We start from the raw sequence: 17,666 nt of genomic DNA, 5'->3' as shown, positions 1-17,666 counted from the left end.
GTAAATCCTAGCACGACGCGCAAAGCATTGACATGAGAGAAATCTTTTTCTATAACAATACGTTAACAAAAATAACAACACGTTGGGGGCGTTATGAAGAAGCATTCTACCGCATTATTTGTACCGATCATTACACTCACCTTATTGCTGATGGGGAGTTTATGGTTAACGGTACCCAGCTAAACAGTTACAACCACCCCTTTAATTGAGCTATACGCGCCGCCTCGACGCGATTCTTAGCGCCGACTTTCGCAATCGCCTCAGATAGATAATTACGCGCCGTACCTTCTGCAATAAATAACTGCTTGGCTATCGCCGCAGTTGAGAGTCCATCAGCGGCTAGCCGCAGCGCCTTGCGCTCTTTCTCGGAGAGCGGATCTAGCTGATTTAGGCTACTGAGTAGCAATTCAGAATCAATGACACGTTTTCCTGCACGTATGGCTTTAAGTGAATCTATCAGTTGCTCAACAGGTGTATCTTTGAGCAGAAAACCATCGACACCCTGTTGCACGGCTCGACTAACGTAGCCGCACCGATTAAAGGTGGTCACTATGACTGTTTGGGTAGCTGGAGCATTGATTTTCACCCATTCAATCAACTCAATACCCGTCATATGCGGCATTTCAATATCAGTCAGCAGCATGTCGTATGAGGACTGTTGAAGCAACTGCTGCGCCTCATTACCGTCAGCGGCCTCGTCAACCTCGTAGGCTCCGTCTAAACGCAACAGCGTTGCGAGTGCTGTACGCACCATGGTTTGGTCTTCGGCGAGGAGTAATTTCATTGCGACGGCTCCAAATTGGCTGCAGGTATAAAGAGGCGGACACTACAGCCGTGTTGTGTTTCGACTTCGATGCGTCCACCTAGCCGTTCGATGCGCTCATGAACGCCCAGTAAACCGTTACCCCACTCAAGCTTCGTCACCTGACCGTTATCATGAACTTCAACAAATATGTTTTGCGCGTTCTCAGAGAAGGTAATGTCAACATCATCACCTTGACTGTGACGAATGATATTAGTCACTAGTTCTGTGAGTGCTAACACCAGAGGGGTTTCGTAAGCACGGTTAACTTGTGTCAGATGGCCCTGAACATTCACTTTAAAGCCGGCTTCTTTGAGCCGTAATGCAAGTTGTTGCATGACGAAATCGAAACCGCCATGTTTATAACCGGTGACACTCTCACGCACTTGCTTCAAACAGGTGCGCGCGATATCCGTAAGTTCTGTTAGGTGCTGGTGCGCGGCGTCGTTTTGATTTGCATGGATATAACGTTGTGCCAACTCTGCTTTCAACAATACACTGGTCAGTGTATGGCCTAAGGTGTCGTGCAAATCACGCGCGATGCGCTCGCGTTCCAGTGTTGTGGCTAACTGCTCGATTTCTAAATCAGTGCGCTGTTGGCTGAGCAGGTGTTGTTGGCGAGCACGCTCAACACGACCAATGACAAAGATAGCTAAGCTGAGTGCAGCGCCATAGTAAGCGAACCAAGTCCAGGTATTGACGACGAAATAATGCAGTAACGCCAGCGTCGAGAGGATGCCCACTAGACCTAGCAGAGCAATTCTCATTCGGTATGCGAAACCTAGGAAAAAGGCAACAAATCCAAACATGGTAATCGAAGCGGGATTCGTCGTTGTAATTGCACAGGCAATTAAATACATGGTTAGAATGGGGCGTTTCATGTGCGTCGATGCGACGCTAAAAGCCCAGTAATAACTCGCGATAAAGCCCGATAGTGCCAGCAGCATGGCAAGGTGTTCTAATACCGTGAACGGGTATAGAAACATGGGCACAATAAAGAAGCCCAGGTTCATTAAATAAACCCACGCATATTTACGTTCGAGTGACAGTGAAGGGTGCGCTAATTTCATAATTGCATTATGGAACGAACCCGCTACACACGCCAGTGACAATTGTCATCCTTATCATGTGACAAAGGTGACTGATGTTTCGCCCGAAGACTCACTAACCTGATTAAAAAAGGAGGTGAGTAATGACCATACTATCAATAACCAACCTATCAAAATCCTATGCAAACACTGCGGTGTTTAATGACTTTTCTTTACATGTTAAAGCCGGCGAAGTGGTTGCCGTACTGGGCGAAAATGGCGTAGGTAAAACAACGCTTATGCGCTGCATCCTTGGACTCACTGCGGCTGATGGTGGTGCAATTAAGCTGTTTGGTGAGCAACAGACAAACCGATATCGAAGCGCCGCGCTAAAAGAGCGTTGGGGTGTGGTGATGCAAGTGGGGGCTGTGAATGGACAATTGACTGTGCATGAGCAGATTCAGCTTCATCAAAGCTACTATACCCATCCAGTCAGTGTCGACGCATTAACGCAACAAGTGCCTATCGAGCCATTGTTACACAAACGTTTTGCGGTGCTTTCAGGCGGTGAGCAGCAGCGAGTGCTGTTTGCTTTGGCGCTCATCGGGCAACCGCAACTACTGTTTCTGGATGAACCTAGCGTGGGCATGGATCTGAATACGCGGCAACACATGTGGCAATGCATTGAGTCGCTCAAAACTCAGGGTGTAGCGATAATTTTAACCACCCATTATATCGAGGAGGCCTATCAACTAGCTGACTCAGTGGTGCTTTTGCGCAAACAGGCGCCGGCGGAACAGTTACCGATAAAAACCATGTCACTAGAACAATTGATGTCTACGCTAACAGGAGCGCACGTGTCATGAGTCAATGGATAGTCGAAGCTCAAATGGATATGCGAGCCTTGCTTCGCTCGCCTAGTTTTTACTTACCGGCATTTGCATTTCCCGTGGTGTTTTATTTCTTTTTTGGGATTATGTTGGACTTTTCTAATGGCCATAGTGATTACCTACTTATCTCATACGCCTGCTTTGGCATTATGGGGCCGCCGTTTTTTCACCTTGCGGTCAGTCTCGCAAGTGAGCGAACCCAAGGCTGGTTAACCTTAAAGCTACTGTCGCCGATGCAGTTCAATAGTTTTATTGCGGCAAAATTATTCAACAGTGCGCTGTTTTCTGTGGTGATTTTGTTACTGCTTTATATTGAAGCCGCGTGGTTAGCGGACGTTCGGTTATGGTTTTGGCAGTGGGGGTTGTTAACACTCATTTTTACCCTAGGTACGTTGCCTTTTGCCGCATTAGGTATGCTCATTGGGGCTTTGGCACCGGATCGCGCGGCTGCCGGTGTGGTTAATCTGATCTACCTGCCCATGGCGTTACTCTCGGGCTTGTGGTTCCCGTTATTTTTGATGCCTGACTGGGTGCAATGGGTGGCTTATGGGCTGCCAAGTTATCACTTAGTGCAATTGGGCTATGGGGTTATTGGACAAGGCGATGAGGTCAGCTGGTATTGGCACATCACTTATTTGTGCCTATTCAGCGTGGGCATGATGTTAATACTGAGGGGCTTATCTGGACGTTTTAGCGGGAGCAACCCATGAAAAAGCGTATCTGGATTATAGGTAGTGGGGTTGTTGCGTTACTGCTGTGGTTGTTACCAGAGCCCACGACTACTGATGATAATAGTTTTACCCTTGGCCCAGTTAATATATTCAATGGCGAGAACGTGTTGATGGCGCAATATGTCTCGGTCGAGGAGGGGATTATTACGCACATTGATTCGCAGCCACCGAGAGCGCATCAGCGAGTTTATTCCACCAAGCTAGATCAGTGGCTTATTCCCGGGCTGATTGATAGCCATGTTCATGCGTGGGGGAAGGCGCGAGGACATGCGCTTGATTTTGGTGTGACAACGGTGATTGATCTATTTGGGCACCCAAGCCAGTTAGGTAAAGCCCGACATCAGCGCAGGTCAGTTAGTTTTCAACAGGAAGCCGATATGTGGGGCGCTGGTCGATTGGTTACAGCACCCAAAGGACATGGGACGCAGTTTGGGTTTAGTCCCCATCCACTTGCTAGCGATGGTAGTGTCGAAGATGCTGTATCGGAACGAATTGCTGAAGGTTCCGACTTTATTAAGATTGTGTATACCGCCGAGGGCGCTGATTACCCTCATCGACCATCGATAAGTTATCAGCAACTGCAACATGTTATTCACGTCGCGCATGCCCAACAGATGTTAGCAGTCGTTCATGTCGCCGATCACCTTTCCGCAGAGCATGCGGTTGCTGCTGGAGCTGATGGTTTGGTGCATGGCTTTTTTGACAAACCCATGAGCGAAGAACTGATTGATACAATGGAGCAATTAAAGGTATTTATCGTACCAACCAACATTATTTACGAGCACCTAGTGCACGGTGAATTTAATAAACAGGTTGTGTTGCCCGCCTGCGGAGACTGTTTTAATAAGACGAATGCAAATAATTTGAGCGGTGGTGGTGCGAGTATGGTATCAACAACATTTTATAATAATTTGAAAACGAACACTCGCTTACTCGCTGAAAGTGATGTTGATGTATTAGTGGGAAGTGATGCGCCCAATCCAGGTACCGCGCACGGCATTAGTCTGATCGCAGAATTGATGTGGCTCGAAGCGCAAGGTATTAATTGGCAGTCCGCGATTAATTCAGCCACTGCACTTCCAGCTAAACGCTGGCGAATCGAAAATCGCGGACTTTTGTTGGTCGGGCAACGCGCTGATATGGTGCTGATCGACTCATCACCTGAGCGAGGTATGGAGGTCTTATTGAACCCTACGGCTGTATGGAAGAATGGCTATCAAGTAAGGTAAACTAGCCACGAGTTTTTGATTAGGTTGATGCTGTGAATTTAGAAGAACTGCTCGGGCAATACAGTAAGGCGCTCTCAAATAGTCGGGCCTTTTGGGATCTTGTTGCGTTTGAGCATGCGACTTTGCCTTGGACGGACGAACAAAGCCTCTCTCAGGCACTTGCAGAGTTGCGCTCATTATCCGATCCAGTGTCACGATATCAACCGACTCACCCTTTAGAGGGTGACTTGCCTTTTTGGCTAACGCAAGGGATTAAAGGGCGCAAATTAGCGCAAGTGCAGGCATTTATCGAGCACATACCGAAGCAGGCTGGTACAACCGTGGAGTGGTGCGCTGGCAAGGGGCATTTGGGTCGACTCTTGAGCTTTACCCAGAATTGTTCCGTGGTCAGTATCGAGTGGCAATCAGTATTGTGTGAAGCGGGGCAACGACTTGCTCAACAGCACCAGTTACCGCAGGTGTTTATTCAACAAGATGTCTTAGCGACCAGCGGTGATGAAAGAGTTCATCACACGCTACGTACCAGTCAGACTGCAGTGGCGCTGCATGCCTGCGGTGACTTACATACCCGTTTATTAACGACAGCAACTGAGGCCGGTATACGGGATGTTTATGTGGCGCCTTGTTGTTATCACCTGACCCAGCAAGCGTTCTATCAACCTTTGTCACAGACCGCACAGCAGTCTTCTCTAAAACTTAATAAAAATGCGCTGCGACTCGCCGCTCAAGGGCTTGTTACAGCCGGCAAGCGAGAGCGTGAGCTGCGTGAAACCGAACTCGTGTGGCGGTTGGGATATGAATGCTGGCGCCAAGTTCAGCTGAACGACCCGCACTATCGACCGCTTAATTCGGTATCCAAGGCAATCTTTACTGGTCAGTTCGAAGATTTTTGTCGCTGGGCTGCAACACAACACGGGGTTGATTTGGGCACACACTTTGATGCCGACTATTGGTTGGCGCAAGGCCGCCATCGATTCTCAGTGACTGAAGCGATCGAACAGGTGAGACTGAAGTTTCAGCCATATATTGAGCGTTGGTTGTTATTGGATAGAGCGGTATTTATGCAGGAGCAGGGTTACGAAGTATCTTTAATGGCATTTTGCGACGCTAAGTTGACGCCACGTAATACGTTATTAAAAGCACGAGCCCGCGTTTAAGCGGGCTTGTAACTCACGTAATAAGCACTTAGTTGCCAACTACGATATCGTTTTCAACGTCTTCAACACCTTCAACGCCTTCAGCGAGTTGACCCGCAGTTTCAGCATCGTTCTCGGTTGCAACGGTACCGCTCAAATAAACGGTTTTATTGCGCGTTTCAACAGTGATCTTCGAGCTGTCTAGACCACCATTATCGAACAGTGCGGTTTTAACCTTTGCGGTGATAGCCGAATCAGAGAGGTATTCACCTGCCTCTTCCATTTTTTGTTCTGCAGCGTCGCCCATTTTATCTGCTGTATCTTTTGCAGACTCCATTGCTTGCTCAGTTTTGTCTTCTGCTGAATCTTGCGAACACGCAGCGAGACTTAAGCTTGCTAATGCCATCAAACTTACGAGTGATAAAGTTTTTACTGATGCCATGAAACACCTCCTGTTTAATTAGAACGATTTCTAATATAGTAGAAAACTATAGCTGTCACAGTGTATTTACACGAGTTTTGCAATAAACGATCATAATAGTTGAACGTTATTTTCTATTTTTTGAGGTGAGGCAATGCCAGACGTCCTGCAATCAGCGTTTAACGCGCTATTAGAAGAGTTACAAAACTCTGAGTCGTTGATTCGCTTGATGATAAGCACATTACTCCTGATTTTAGTCATCGCGACTAGTCGATTTGTGCTGCGCAGGTTTATTCGTCGGAATATTCAGTCGAGTGAAATGCGTCGGCGTTGGCTTATTCAACTGCGCAATATTTTACTAATTGTATTAGTGCTTGGCCTAGTGGTGATATGGGGGCATGAGCTGAGAACCTTTGCTCTCTCGATGGTCGCCATCGCGGTCGCCTTGGTGATTGCGACAAAAGAACTTATTTTGTGCGTGTCGGGGGCGCTGATTAAGGGTGGCGCACGATCATTTAATATTGGCGATAGAATTCAGGTTAAAGAATTTCGTGGTGATGTGATTGATCAGAACTTACTCACGACGACCATTCTAGAAGTCGGCCCTGGTAAGTCTATGCAACAACGCAGTGGCCGTTTGATCGTTTTGCCGAACTCGTTATTTGCTAGTGAAGCGGTGATTAATGAGAGCTACTCACAAGAGTTTGTGTTACACACCTTTAGTGTGCCATTTTTGCGCGAGCATGATTGGCGTGTAGCGCAACAGAAGCTATTACAACTTGCCCAGAAATACAGCGAGCCCTACTTGGATCAAGCCAAACGCCATTTTGCGCGGCTAAGCTACAGAACGGGCCTCGAGCAGCCTGTTGTCGATCCTCGCGTTACCATACAATTGCACTGCGCCGAAGAGCTTCACCTCATCGTTCGCCTGCCCACCAAGGAGCATGATAGAAACCAAACGGAGCAAGCGATATTGGTTGAGCTTTTTGCCGAGCAAGACTTTATTGGGGACTCGGTGCTGAAGCGTTAGTCGTGCTCGTCCTTTGAGTTGGATTTTTTCTGTGTAGCATAACCGTATGCGGCGCCAAACGCGGCGCCTAATGCAACCCCCAGTGCGAGTTGGTCCATCGCAACGCCCATGGCGCTACCGATTGCCACACCAATAGCTACAGTGACGCCTAAACTCTGTTCGTTGTCTTTTTTATTGTGTTCTGCCATAAAGCGAGCGCTTTTGTTCTATTTGTTGGTTGTGTATACCTGAGAGTAGCAATAATGCTGACATCGCGCCAATTAGCGCAAATGCCATGTCCGATTGAGTGTCCCACGCGTAACCTTGAGTGCCTAAAAAGGCGTCCGCACTCGCGCCTGTTGCAACCGCGACCCACCATTCAATGAGTTCGTAAAAGGCGCTAAACGCGAGACAAAATGAGGTAATAAAGACAAACTGCCATAAACCACCAAAAATGAGATGGTTTCTCACAACGATCTCGCGGACTACCATGGCGGGCACAAACCCTTGCGCAAAGTGACCGAGTTTATCGTAATTGTTGCGTTCCCAGCCGAAGTAATCGCCCAATGTATCAAACAGTGGTACTTCGGCATACGTGTAATGCCCACCCACCATGAGAATCACGCAGTGCACTAGGGCTAAACCGTAAACAAGCCGCGTAAAGGTAAAGTGGCGATAAGTGACTGCAAGTAAAATTGCGCCAAGTAGGGCGGGTAAAACTTCCAGCCACCAAGTCAGCTGATCCTTTGGGTGATAGGCGGACCAAATTAAGCAGCCAGTGTAGATAAGCACCCACAACAGTTTGTGCATGACATCGTCTCCGTTGCCGAATCATCGCATCATAGTTAACGCATTAAGTCTGTCTTGCAAGTTAAAGTTTTAATGACCTAAGTCAAGAGGTTACTTGTGCGGAGTTATTAAACTCATCGGTAGAAAGTTTACTAGGAGACGACTATGAGTATTTGGCAGCAGTTTTTTAAAGACCCCGTCATATTCTTTTCATTTACAGGGCTGGCTATCGTGATTGGCTTGTGTGTTTTTTATGCGATTTATTTTTATGTAAAAACTAAAAACGCGTAATTGACCGTCGGGTTATCCAAGTAACCCGACGTGCTCCGCTGCGATACCCATTCCCACACCGATAAGTACAAAACCGCCGACGATCTCGGCGTAACGACCAATGATGTGACCCGCATAACGACCTATCATGACACCAACCGTCACAGCGACAAAAGTAGAACAGCCAATAATCATGGCCACAACATAAATATTGACGTCGAGAAATGCCATGCCAACGCCTACCGCCATCGCATCGATAGATGTCGCGATACTGGTCAGAAATAGCTTTATAAAGGGTTGCTGAGTCGGGTCCACTTCGTCATCTTCATCGTCGTTTGATGACAAGCCCTCTTTTATCATATGAATACCTAATAGGCTGAGCAAGATGAGCGCAATCCAATGGTCGTATTCAGAGATGATTTGGGCAGCGGCTTTACCTAAAAGCCAACCTAGCATGGGTGTTATGGCTTCAACAACGCCAAATAGCACGCCGATTTTTAAAGCTTGCTTGAGTGTTGGTTTGCGCATAGCGATGCCTTTGCCTATTGCCGCTGCAAAGGCGTCCGTCGACATCGCGATACCAATTAAAAACAACGATAAAATATTCATATCAATTACAAGCTCAAATGCACTGCGCTCTTGCGACTATGGTGCTTGGTAATGGTAAATACCATTAGACCTGCCAGCGCTAGTAAACAGCCGACCCAGCCGGTTGCCTGCCAACTCAGCGCGGTATTGAGCGATAATCCACCTAAAAAAGCACCTAGGCCGTTTGCGATATTAAACGCCGCGTGATTTAATGAAGCTGCCAATGTTTGCGATTCGCCAGCGACATCCATCAAACGGACTTGCAGTGCAGGTACCAACATCGCCGTGGTGCCTAAACAGAACGCCATCGGTAAAATGGTATACAGAGAATAAATACTCAGCGGGAATACGGCTAACACCAGAATCGCCCACATTAGCGCGCCAGCGATTGCCCATTTCATGTTTAAATCGGTGAGCTTGCCGCCGACAATACTGCCAGTAAACGAACCTAAACCATAAATTAACAAGGCGATGGGAATCCAATATTCGTGTACTTGGGTGGCTTCGAGCAGTGTCGGTGACAGGTAGCTAAGTACCGCGAACATACCGCCAAAGCCTACACTACCTATCGCTAAGGTGAGCAACACTTGGCTATTCTTTAGCGCACGTAGCTCGGTGCGCACACGGGTCGTTGTGGTTTGTTTAGGTTGTGGGACACAAGCCACCACTAACATGGCGGCGCTCAATGCGACCATACCCACGCCGACATAAACTGTACGCCAATCAAGCAGTTGACCAAACCAAGTCGCTAAAGGGTTACCGACTAAGATCGCTACGGTGAGGCCCATCATGACCATGGTAACTGCCATACCTCGTTGCGATTTATCAACCAAGCCCGCGGCCATTAAGCAGACAATACCGCCATAGGCACCGTGCGGCAGGCCGCTGATAAACCGAAAGAGCTGCAGTTCTAGGAAACTATCTGCTTGGGCACTGAGTAAATTACTAGCAGCATAAACCAGCATAAGGACGATGATCAGTGGTTTACGGGGAATGTGCGCACCAAGGAGGGTAATCAGTGGCGCACCAATGACGACACCAAGTGCATATAAACTAATCAGATGACCGGTTTGTTGTGCGGTGGTATCAAAGTCGGCACCCACATTAGGCAATAAGCCCATCATGACAAATTCGCCAATACCGATCGAAAACGTACCGATCGCCATAGCGAATATGGCGAGCGCTATTTGCAGTCGTGAATAACTCATGGAATTTATACAGCGAGAAAAAATTGCCGCCTATGGTAAAGCTTTTCATCGTAGGTTGCTATTGTTATGGCGTAATAATCGAACTGAGTTAGGGCGATGTGTTAGCATAAGCGTTTCAACAATAACCGTTGGGAGTCAAGACTTTGCAACAACAGCAATATCCAATTGGTACGCCCGGTAAGCCTTGGGGCGAGCCAGAGAAAAAAGAGTGGCTGCAAAAGCAGCGTATTCAGCGTTCTTATAACGATGACGTGGTTACTCACATTGAGCGGTTTAAAGCGCGCTTTGATGTCCGGGAATACGGTCAGCTAGACTATGCCGATAAGCACTACCCATTGTATGTCGTTCTTTCGCCAGAGTGGGATGATGAAAAACCAACGGTGCTGGTGACGGGCGGAGTTCATGGCTATGAGACGAGCGGTGTGCACGGTGCTTTAAAGTTTATTGATGAACAGATGCAAGCTTACCAAGATGTGTTTAACTTTATTGTGACACCGTGCATCAGCCCATGGGGTTATGAAACGATTAATCGCTGGAATCCCGATGCAGTTGATCCAAACCGGTCATTTTATCAATCCAGTCCTGCAAAAGAGTCGGGTTGCGTACTGCGGTTGATTGACGACTTGGGCGTTGATTTACTCGCTCATATTGATTTACACGAGACAACCGATACTGATAACTCGGAGTTTCGTCCTGCAAAAGCGGCGCGCGACGGTGAAGTGAATACCAATTGGAACATCCCTGATGGGTTTTACTTGGTCACCAACTCGGAAAATAAACAGCTCGAATTTCAACAGGCGGTGCTTGCTGAGGTCGCAAAAGTTACTCATATCGCGCCAGCAGACGAAGATAACCGACTGATTGGCACTGATATTGATATTCCCGGTGTCATTAGCTACCCAACGCATGACTTAGGGCTGTGCATTGGATTGAGTCAAGCAATGTATGCCACGACAACAGAAGTGTACCCCGACAGTGAAAACGCAACGCCGGAGCAGTGCATTGATGCGCAAGTTGCTGCAGTGGTCGGCGCACTGAACTATCTTCGTTAGTTTGGCTTAACCCTGTGTTTGCTGCACTCAAGCACCCGTTGCTTGAGACAGGATTGGCTGGCAGCATCACATGCTTTTAGGTCGCAAGCCACTCAGGCTTGCGACTGCTTCTTAAAGTTTTTGTGAACTCTCACCAAACAAAGAAATCATCCCCTTAAAATTTATTTTAAGAAATATTTAAGAAAACAGTTCTAGAGTTATCTCTAAATTCGGCCGTTCTGCCAAATACGTTGGAGATAGCGACATGCCATCGAATCGCACTTTTATCATCAAGACGGATGAGCACGCACCGGTTACTGCATGCTGGGTTAAACCATCGGATGTCAATCGGCTCGCGGCTGAACACTTTATTTGCGAGCGTTATTGGCTCAGCTTCAACGCCTGTATCACTCAGCTTCCCGAACATATTCTTGCGGTCTACCAAAATGACCGCATGGTCGCTGCGTGTGGCATACAGCTTGCCGAGACACGTGCCTTATTCTCTGAGCAGTACATGAGTCAGTCACTTGGGACTTGCCGTGTGCTTGGTCAATTAGCACCTGCACGCGAGCAAATCGCTGAGGTGGGCTCTATGGCTACATTGGGTCGGCGATACTTGCCTTTTCTCGTCGACGCGATTGTACTCGCGCTCCGAGATATCCACCGTGCATTAGTTTTATTCACCGCGACGCGCGGCTTGGCACACTTTTTAGAACGTCGCGGTATTGAACTGGAAAAACTCGCCACAGCCGCGCGCGAAAAGCTGAAATCAGACAATCGTGCGGATTGGGGCTCTTACTATGCGCATCAACCCAGTGTTTTTGCAGGTTGGACAGATAGTTATAGTCGCTCGACAGGTGAATTAGCTCACCTTAGCCATACCGCTTTTTGGGAGCAAGCACATGCATAACTTACTTACGCGACTTCAACAACACGCTAAAAGCGATGCAATTGCCTTACGCTCACCCCATAGCACACTAAGCTATCGGCACATGTGGAATCGCGTCGATGCGACAGTGCAATGGCTTAGCAAACGATCAGAAACGCGGTTGGCGCTTGCCTTAGATAACGTGTTTGATTGGGTTATTTGGGATCTTGCGTGTTTACGTTTGGCAAAAGTACTCATTCCTATACCGCCGTTTTTTAGTGCGGAACAGCAGCGCAATGTATTAAAAGATAGCGGTGCTCAACTGTTGGTGGGGGATTTTCTTGATAAGCGCGTGCACGCTCAGCACGTGATTGCTTGCGTATCAGCGCCAACGGGATTTGTGCCGATCTGTGTGCTTAACACCACTGGTGAACTCGCACCATTACCGCCTACCACTCAAAAAATTACGTACACCTCGGGCAGCACGGGACAGCCGAAAGGCGTGTGCTTGTCTGCTGAGGGAATTGGCACTGTCGTGACGAGCTTAATTGAACGCTTACCTAGTCAGCTTAACTCGACGCACTTGGTGGTGATGCCGTTGGCGGTACTGCTAGAGAATATTGCAGGTATCTATGTCACGCTTGCTCTGGGAGCTGAAGTCGTGTTGCTCACTGGCGCGGAACTTGGATTGGCAGGTACCGCGGGGCTGAATGCTGCGCGCTTTATTCAATGCTTAATTGATTATCGAATTTCTACTTTAGTTATCCCGCCTGCATTGCTTGATGCCGTGTGTGCGAGCGTCGCCAATTTCGGTGTACCCGCAACCCAGTTCGAGTTCATTGCCGTCGGTGGTGCCAAACTCGCTGAGGCACAAGAACAGCGTGCGATGGAGTTAAACCTGCCTGTGGTCGTAGGTTACGGACTATCAGAGTGTGCGTCGGTGGTTGCTTTAAATGACGTGCGAAAAGCCAGCCCCATAGGATCAGTAGGTCAGTTGCTTCCACATATAACAGCGCAGATTCGAGCCGGTGAGCTATTTATACGTGAACCGCTGATGTTGGGTTATTTAGGCGATAACTCGGCAGCTCCAGCGTGGTTTGCTACGGGCGACTTAGCGCACTTTGATGAGTCGGGCGACGTGTATATCGATGGTCGCAAGAAACACATTATCGTGACGTCCTACGCGCGTAATGTCGACCCAGAATGGGTCGAAGCCGCGCTGTTAACTATTCCAACCGTGAAGCAAGTCTGCGTGAGTGGGAGCGAATCGCATCCGCTGCGTGCGCTGATTGTCAGTGACGTTGCGCAAGCAGAGATTGAACGGGCGGTTAAACAGGTAAACGCCGCATTACCCGATTATGCGCGAATACAGACGATTGAGGTGATGACCTCTCCTTTTACCTTGGCAAACCAGCTTCTTACCGGGACAGGGCGGCTTAGACGTCAAGCTATCTTACAACAGTATCCACTCAGCATGTCATCAATGGAGTACGAATCATGACATTTTTCACCACACTATGTGAGCAAACACAAACTGAGCAGAACTTCTTATTTAATGCGCCGGTTATCAAAGATACGTTTGCTGGAGCGATCACTCGCGCCCGATACCAAGCGTTTCTGGGCCAAGCTTACCATCATGTTAAACATACGGTCCCCTTGTTGATGCGAGCCGGTAGCTTGTTACCCGGATCGTTAGAGTGGCTGCGTAAAGCTGTCGTTGAGTATATCGACGAGGAGTATGGTCACGAACGTTGGATTTTGAACGATTTAAAAGCAACGGGTGTTGATCCGGAGCAGGTGAAGAACAGTGAACCCCATTGGACAACCGATGCCATGGTGTCTGTTGTCTATGACCACATGCAACGCTATCACCCCGCTGCGTTTTTTGGTATGGCTCATGTACTAGAAGGGACCAGCGTAAAGTTAGCCACACAAGCTGCGCATCGGGTTAAGGCGCAACTTGAACTTCCGAATAGTGCATTCAGTTACTTACTTTCACACGGTGACCTCGACCAAGATCACGTTAAGTTCTTTGAAGACTTGATGAATCAGTTGACCGACGAGGATGCCCAGCGCGCGATTATTAGAACGGCTCGGAGCGTCTATCACCTGTATGGCGAAATGTTCCGCGCGATACCCTCATTGGCAGGAGAATAAACGATGTCTATCAATTGGACGCAACAACACATTGTGTTGACGGGCGCGACCGGTGGGTTGGGGAGTGCGTTGGCAAAAGCGCTCACTGCGCGTGGTGCGAGCCTTACCTTGGTCGGGCGCAATCAGACGGCGCTGGCAAACTTAGCTGATGCATTGCAACAGGATTATGTGGTCGCTGATATTACTGATGCAGCTGATCGCGAACGCTTGTTACAGCATCTCAACGTTGACTCGGGCATAGCGACTGTGACGGGGTTAATTAACAACGCGGGCATGGCTGCAGAGGGCACATTCGAGCACCAGTGTAGCCAAGCCGAAGCGATGTTAAACACCAATTTATTAGCCCCGATTTTGTTGATCAACGCAGTGCTACCGGAGTTCAAGCGTCGCAGTAGCTTTATTCTTAATGTCGGTTCGGTGTTTGGCAGTATCGGGTTTCCAGGGCAAACCCTCTATTGCGCGACCAAGTCGGGTTTAAAAGGCTTTACCGAGTCGTTGCGCCGTGAGTTATCCGATACGTCTGTCCGTGTCATGTATACCGCGCCGCGAGCAATAAAAACCAGTTTCAACGGACCGCTCATGCGCGCACTCAACGAACGCACCAACACCACTGAAGATGACCCTCATGTGGTGGCACAGTGCATCGTTCGACAAATTGAGACCGGCCAGTTGAGTCAAACGATTGGTTTTCCCGAACGACTTTTTGCGGTTCTGAACATGATTAGACCGCAATGGCTTGATGGCGCTTTATTCAAAGTTAACCGTACGTTTCAATCACTAATTAAGGAGTGATTATCATGAAATCAATAATCTCAGTGGCGATGAGCAGTGTATTATTACTCAGCAGTGCGCAAGCCGTCGCACAAAGTAAATTGGCAGATATTCAGCAGCGTTGGGCCGAAGTTAATTACACCTTGCAAGATGATGCGCAAAGCAAAGGATTTCAGTCATTAGCCGAGGAGGCGCAAGCCTGGGTTAACAGCGAGCCGAATAATGCCGCTGCGCATATTTGGCTGGGTATCATTAAAAGTACTGAGGCGGGTGCAGTAGGTGGACTGGGCGCATTGGGTCTTGCCAAAGAGGCTAAAGCGAGCCTCGAAAAAGCGCTGGAAATTGAACCAGATGCGTTATCTGGCTCTGCTTACGCCAGCTTAGGAACACTCTATTATAAAGTCCCGGGTTGGCCGTTTGGGTTTGGTGACGACGATGAAGCTGAAAAGCTCCTTAAAAAAGCACTGGAAATAAATCCAAATGGCATTGATAGTAACTATTTCTACGCCGACTTTCTGTATGAGCAAGGCAATTACAAACAGGCATTGAGTTTTGCCCAGCACGCATTAGCGGCGCCGGCACGTCCGGAACGTCCGTTAGCGGATGCTGAGCGCAGAGAAGAAATTCACGCACTGATCAAGAAGGTCAATAAACGGCTAAGTAAGCGATAAGGGATTAGCATGCAATTGTTGTTGGTTGAGGATAATCAAACCTTAGGCCAAGCCGTTGAGATAGGATTGTCTCAACGGCAGTTTATGGTGTCATGGGTACGTACCGGTGCAGCGGCTATTTCGAATTTAAACCGGCATGAGTTTGATATAGCCATTTTAGATTTAGGCTTGCCCGACATCGAGGGTGAAAGAGTGCTGCAGAGCATTCGGAGAAAGGGAATTGATATCCCTATCTTGGTGTTGACGGCTCGTGACCAAACCCGTGATGTCATCAACTTGCTTGATGCAGGTGCTGACGACTTCATGACTAAACCTTTTGATGTTAATGAATTGGCGGCGCGCTTACGCGCTTTGTTGCGCCGTCGAAGCGGGTATACCTCAGCTAAGATAGCCTGTGGTCCTATTGTTATGGATACATCCAGCCGCGAAGCATTCATCAACGGGCGAGAAATGATGCTGTCGCGCAAAGAGTACGAACTGCTACAAATGTTTGTCATGCAGCCAATGAAAGTCCATCCGCGCGATAAGCTCGAAGCGTTGTTAAGTTCCGATAGCCATCTCGTTGAGAGTAATGCGCTCGAAGTCCATGTGCATAATCTGCGCAAAAAGTTAGGCCAACGAGAACTCATTGAGACCATCAGAGGCGTGGGTTACCGATTAAAATGCAAAGACTAACGGGCTTTTTTAGTAAGTTAAAATCAATACGCCGAAGAATCCTTTTAACGGTTTCAGTGGTTTATTTGTTCGGTAGTAGTGTATCGGCGTTGTGGATTTATTTTGAGGTCAGCCATGAGGTCGATGAGCTTTTTGATGCCGAGCTGATTCAACAAGCACATACCATGAACGCGCTGATTAGCCAGTTTGAGCTTGGCACGGTTAATCAACGACTTGATAGCGCCGAATCAAGAGCGTCGCTTATTTATCAAACTCCAGCATGGCTGCAAGATTATGAGCGCAAGCTCGCCATTCGCTTGGAAACCGCTGATGGTGAAGTTATTTATGCCAGTCGTGATTGGCTTCGATCGGAGTCGATACAGTACCGCGAAGGGATCTCTGAATTGCGACAAGGTGACTCCTACTGGTACGTGTTTGGCGCAACTAACGCAAAAAGTGGATTACGGATGCTGGTGTTGCAGGAGGATGACTTTAGAGCTGAATTACGTAGCGACCTAACCATCGATACCTTGATTCCGATTCTGTTGATGCTTCCAGTCATTATCTGGTTTGGATGGTGGAGTATTAACTTCAACTTTGCCAACTTCCGTCAGTTAGCAACCACCATACGCGAAAAGCCCAGTGATAATTATGAACAGTTAGTGGGCTTTGATGATACTGAAGAGGTGGCTGTAATCAGCCAATCGTTAAACCATTATTTATCTCGCGTCGAGCAATTATTCTCGCGTGAAAAGCGATTTTCTTCGGATGCGGCCCATGAATTGCGAACCCCCGTTGCCAACCTAAAGTTACGTATTCAAAACCTGATTGACACCTCTGACGAGGCGCAAAAACTTACACTCGACTCGCTTATGGTATCGGTCAATCAACTGACACGATTGATTGATAACTTGTTGCTGTTATCTCGAACCGAACGGCCGCTTAATAGAAAAATCTCATTAAAACTTGCCCGTCATGTGCGCGAAGTGGTCGCATCGTGGTATGAAAAAGCGGAGCAAAGAGGACAAACGTTTGATCTGGTTCTTGATGAGCGGGCGACCATCAACAGTGACCCAGATTTGTTGCAGGTTTTGCTCTCTAATCTAATTGATAACGCAATTAAATACGGGGCTGTCGATAGCCTGATCACCTTGAAACAGAGTGAACATGAGCTGGTCATCACGAATACGATGAGCGATTTGGCTCATGTGGATATTGAGCGTGTTGGGGAACGTTTTTATCGCGGAGGTCACCTTGATATTGATGGAACAGGGTTGGGCTTATCCATCGTAGAAAATATTGCCAAGCAACTCGGTATAACGGTTCAGTTCAGTCAAGGCGATGACACCTTTATTTGTACACTTTCATTCTAAAACAGTTTGATAATGCATAAATATTAATTAATCTAAGGCA

Annotated in this window: 21 protein-coding genes; 14 read left to right on the top strand and 7 right to left on the bottom strand. The window is 48.0% G+C overall.

Going from position 1 to position 17,666, the window contains the following annotated elements:
- Window positions 1–187 precede the first annotated feature (187 nt).
- Both DFP83_RS04410 and DFP83_RS04405 read right to left on the bottom strand, forming a co-directional pair.
- Window positions 188–784, bottom strand: coding sequence for a response regulator transcription factor (locus DFP83_RS04410; RefSeq protein WP_110573544.1), 597 nt, complete (start codon window positions 782–784; stop codon window positions 188–190).
- Entirely contained in the window at window positions 781–1,872 is a 1,092-nt protein-coding gene (locus DFP83_RS04405) for a sensor histidine kinase (RefSeq protein ID WP_110573682.1), read from the bottom strand. Before DFP83_RS04405 ends, DFP83_RS04410 begins: the two co-directional genes overlap by 4 nt.
- Window positions 1,873–1,994: 122 nt before the next feature.
- Between DFP83_RS04405 and DFP83_RS04400 the strand changes: the two genes are divergently transcribed.
- From DFP83_RS04400 to DFP83_RS04385, 4 genes are read left to right on the top strand one after another with little or no spacing between them, the layout of a single operon-like run.
- Complete coding sequence (locus DFP83_RS04400) at window positions 1,995–2,696, top strand: ABC transporter ATP-binding protein (RefSeq protein ID WP_110573542.1); 702 nt, start codon at window positions 1,995–1,997, stop codon at window positions 2,694–2,696.
- Window positions 2,693–3,430, top strand: a complete 738-nt coding sequence (locus DFP83_RS04395; protein WP_110573540.1) for an ABC transporter permease — start codon at window positions 2,693–2,695, stop codon at window positions 3,428–3,430. Before DFP83_RS04400 ends, DFP83_RS04395 begins: the two co-directional genes overlap by 4 nt.
- On the top strand, window positions 3,427–4,680 hold the full coding sequence (locus tag DFP83_RS04390; RefSeq protein WP_110573538.1) for an amidohydrolase family protein: 1,254 nt from the start codon (window positions 3,427–3,429) through the stop codon (window positions 4,678–4,680). The genes DFP83_RS04395 and DFP83_RS04390 overlap by 4 nt, the downstream gene beginning before the upstream one ends.
- 32 nt (window positions 4,681–4,712) lie before the next feature.
- Entirely contained in the window at window positions 4,713–5,837 is a 1,125-nt protein-coding gene (locus DFP83_RS04385) for a methyltransferase (RefSeq protein WP_110573536.1), read from the top strand.
- 28 nt (window positions 5,838–5,865) lie between these two features.
- Here the strand turns inward: DFP83_RS04385 and DFP83_RS04380 are convergent, their stop codons facing one another.
- Window positions 5,866–6,258: a BON domain-containing protein gene (locus DFP83_RS04380; protein ID WP_110573534.1), complete on the bottom strand. Its 393-nt coding sequence runs from the start codon at window positions 6,256–6,258 to the stop codon at window positions 5,866–5,868.
- Between the two features lie 133 nt (window positions 6,259–6,391).
- On the opposite strand from DFP83_RS04380, the gene DFP83_RS04375 reads away from it, so the two are divergent.
- Window positions 6,392–7,267, top strand: coding sequence for a mechanosensitive ion channel domain-containing protein (locus DFP83_RS04375; protein ID WP_110573532.1), 876 nt, complete (start codon window positions 6,392–6,394; stop codon window positions 7,265–7,267).
- Here the strand turns inward: DFP83_RS04375 and DFP83_RS04370 are convergent.
- Together DFP83_RS04370 and DFP83_RS04365 are read right to left on the bottom strand one after the other, a co-directional pair.
- Complete coding sequence (locus DFP83_RS04370) at window positions 7,264–7,455, bottom strand: DUF3482 domain-containing protein (protein WP_110573530.1); 192 nt, start codon at window positions 7,453–7,455, stop codon at window positions 7,264–7,266. The two genes, DFP83_RS04375 and DFP83_RS04370, sit on opposite strands and share 4 nt — an antisense overlap.
- Complete coding sequence (locus DFP83_RS04365) at window positions 7,439–8,056, bottom strand: DUF2238 domain-containing protein (RefSeq protein WP_110573528.1); 618 nt, start codon at window positions 8,054–8,056, stop codon at window positions 7,439–7,441. The genes DFP83_RS04370 and DFP83_RS04365 overlap by 17 nt, the downstream gene beginning before the upstream one ends.
- 144 nt (window positions 8,057–8,200) lie before the next feature.
- On the opposite strand from DFP83_RS04365, the gene DFP83_RS04360 reads away from it, so the two are divergent.
- A complete protein-coding gene (locus DFP83_RS04360; protein ID WP_083405003.1) occupies window positions 8,201–8,326 on the top strand; it encodes a DUF3149 domain-containing protein in 126 nt (41 codons plus the stop codon).
- Between the two features lie 12 nt (window positions 8,327–8,338).
- Here DFP83_RS04360 and DFP83_RS04355 read toward each other — a convergent pair whose 3' ends face one another.
- The gene (locus tag DFP83_RS04355) at window positions 8,339–8,914 is read right to left on the bottom strand and encodes a manganese efflux pump MntP (protein WP_110573527.1); all 576 of its coding nucleotides are present in this window, start codon (window positions 8,912–8,914) and stop codon (window positions 8,339–8,341) included.
- A gap of 5 nt (window positions 8,915–8,919) precedes the next feature.
- On the bottom strand, window positions 8,920–10,101 hold the full coding sequence (locus DFP83_RS04350; RefSeq protein WP_110573525.1) for an MFS transporter: 1,182 nt from the start codon (window positions 10,099–10,101) through the stop codon (window positions 8,920–8,922).
- A gap of 143 nt (window positions 10,102–10,244) precedes the next feature.
- Between DFP83_RS04350 and DFP83_RS04345 the strand changes: the two genes are divergently transcribed.
- From DFP83_RS04345 to DFP83_RS04310, 8 genes are all read left to right on the top strand, one after another.
- Complete coding sequence (locus tag DFP83_RS04345; protein ID WP_110573523.1) at window positions 10,245–11,153, top strand: M14 family metallopeptidase; 909 nt, start codon at window positions 10,245–10,247, stop codon at window positions 11,151–11,153.
- A gap of 244 nt (window positions 11,154–11,397) precedes the next feature.
- Window positions 11,398–12,042, top strand: a complete 645-nt coding sequence (locus DFP83_RS04340) for a thermostable hemolysin (RefSeq protein WP_110573521.1) — start codon at window positions 11,398–11,400, stop codon at window positions 12,040–12,042.
- The gene (locus DFP83_RS04335) at window positions 12,035–13,501 is read left to right on the top strand and encodes an AMP-binding protein (RefSeq protein ID WP_110573519.1); all 1,467 of its coding nucleotides are present in this window, start codon (window positions 12,035–12,037) and stop codon (window positions 13,499–13,501) included. Before DFP83_RS04340 ends, DFP83_RS04335 begins: the two co-directional genes overlap by 8 nt.
- Window positions 13,498–14,157 (top strand): iron-containing redox enzyme family protein, encoded by a 660-nt coding sequence (locus tag DFP83_RS04330; protein ID WP_110573517.1) that lies wholly within the window; start codon window positions 13,498–13,500, stop codon window positions 14,155–14,157. Before DFP83_RS04335 ends, DFP83_RS04330 begins: the two co-directional genes overlap by 4 nt.
- A 3-nt stretch (window positions 14,158–14,160) precedes the next feature.
- Window positions 14,161–14,949 (top strand): SDR family oxidoreductase, encoded by a 789-nt coding sequence (locus tag DFP83_RS04325; protein ID WP_110573515.1) that lies wholly within the window; start codon window positions 14,161–14,163, stop codon window positions 14,947–14,949.
- Between the two features lie 5 nt (window positions 14,950–14,954).
- The gene (locus DFP83_RS04320) at window positions 14,955–15,599 is read left to right on the top strand and encodes a tetratricopeptide repeat protein (protein WP_110573513.1); all 645 of its coding nucleotides are present in this window, start codon (window positions 14,955–14,957) and stop codon (window positions 15,597–15,599) included.
- Between the two features lie 9 nt (window positions 15,600–15,608).
- Window positions 15,609–16,274, top strand: coding sequence for a response regulator transcription factor (locus DFP83_RS04315; RefSeq protein WP_110573512.1), 666 nt, complete (start codon window positions 15,609–15,611; stop codon window positions 16,272–16,274).
- A complete protein-coding gene (locus DFP83_RS04310) occupies window positions 16,262–17,626 on the top strand; it encodes an ATP-binding protein (protein WP_110573510.1) in 1,365 nt (454 codons plus the stop codon). Before DFP83_RS04315 ends, DFP83_RS04310 begins: the two co-directional genes overlap by 13 nt.
- The last annotated feature ends 40 nt before the right edge of the window (window positions 17,627–17,666 follow it).

The organism is Idiomarina fontislapidosi (assembly GCF_003226255.1).
Taxonomy (GTDB): Bacteria; Pseudomonadota; Gammaproteobacteria; order Enterobacterales; family Alteromonadaceae; genus Idiomarina; species Idiomarina fontislapidosi.
The sequence above is the reverse complement of the archived record's forward strand: the minus strand, read 5'-3'. Positions and strand labels throughout refer to the sequence as shown.

Coding starts and splice junctions, on each gene's coding strand:
- DFP83_RS04400 (WP_110573542.1), top strand. CDS start 1,995: ATGACCATACTATCAATAACCAACCTATCAAAATCCTATGCAAACACT.
- DFP83_RS04355 (WP_110573527.1), bottom strand. CDS start 8,914: ATGAATATTTTATCGTTGTTTTTAATTGGTATCGCGATGTCGACGGAC.
- DFP83_RS04410 (WP_110573544.1), bottom strand. CDS start 784: ATGAAATTACTCCTCGCCGAAGACCAAACCATGGTGCGTACAGCACTC.
- DFP83_RS04405 (WP_110573682.1), bottom strand. CDS start 1,872: ATGAAATTAGCGCACCCTTCACTGTCACTCGAACGTAAATATGCGTGG.
- DFP83_RS04395 (WP_110573540.1), top strand. CDS start 2,693: ATGAGTCAATGGATAGTCGAAGCTCAAATGGATATGCGAGCCTTGCTT.
- DFP83_RS04375 (WP_110573532.1), top strand. CDS start 6,392: ATGCCAGACGTCCTGCAATCAGCGTTTAACGCGCTATTAGAAGAGTTA.
- DFP83_RS04340 (WP_110573521.1), top strand. CDS start 11,398: ATGCCATCGAATCGCACTTTTATCATCAAGACGGATGAGCACGCACCG.
- DFP83_RS04325 (WP_110573515.1), top strand. CDS start 14,161: ATGTCTATCAATTGGACGCAACAACACATTGTGTTGACGGGCGCGACC.
- DFP83_RS04380 (WP_110573534.1), bottom strand. CDS start 6,258: ATGGCATCAGTAAAAACTTTATCACTCGTAAGTTTGATGGCATTAGCA.
- DFP83_RS04390 (WP_110573538.1), top strand. CDS start 3,427: ATGAAAAAGCGTATCTGGATTATAGGTAGTGGGGTTGTTGCGTTACTG.
- DFP83_RS04365 (WP_110573528.1), bottom strand. CDS start 8,056: ATGCACAAACTGTTGTGGGTGCTTATCTACACTGGCTGCTTAATTTGG.
- DFP83_RS04370 (WP_110573530.1), bottom strand. CDS start 7,455: ATGGCAGAACACAATAAAAAAGACAACGAACAGAGTTTAGGCGTCACT.
- DFP83_RS04335 (WP_110573519.1), top strand. CDS start 12,035: ATGCATAACTTACTTACGCGACTTCAACAACACGCTAAAAGCGATGCA.
- DFP83_RS04315 (WP_110573512.1), top strand. CDS start 15,609: ATGCAATTGTTGTTGGTTGAGGATAATCAAACCTTAGGCCAAGCCGTT.
- DFP83_RS04320 (WP_110573513.1), top strand. CDS start 14,955: ATGAAATCAATAATCTCAGTGGCGATGAGCAGTGTATTATTACTCAGC.
- DFP83_RS04330 (WP_110573517.1), top strand. CDS start 13,498: ATGACATTTTTCACCACACTATGTGAGCAAACACAAACTGAGCAGAAC.
- DFP83_RS04360 (WP_083405003.1), top strand. CDS start 8,201: ATGAGTATTTGGCAGCAGTTTTTTAAAGACCCCGTCATATTCTTTTCA.
- DFP83_RS04350 (WP_110573525.1), bottom strand. CDS start 10,101: ATGAGTTATTCACGACTGCAAATAGCGCTCGCCATATTCGCTATGGCG.
- DFP83_RS04310 (WP_110573510.1), top strand. CDS start 16,262: ATGCAAAGACTAACGGGCTTTTTTAGTAAGTTAAAATCAATACGCCGA.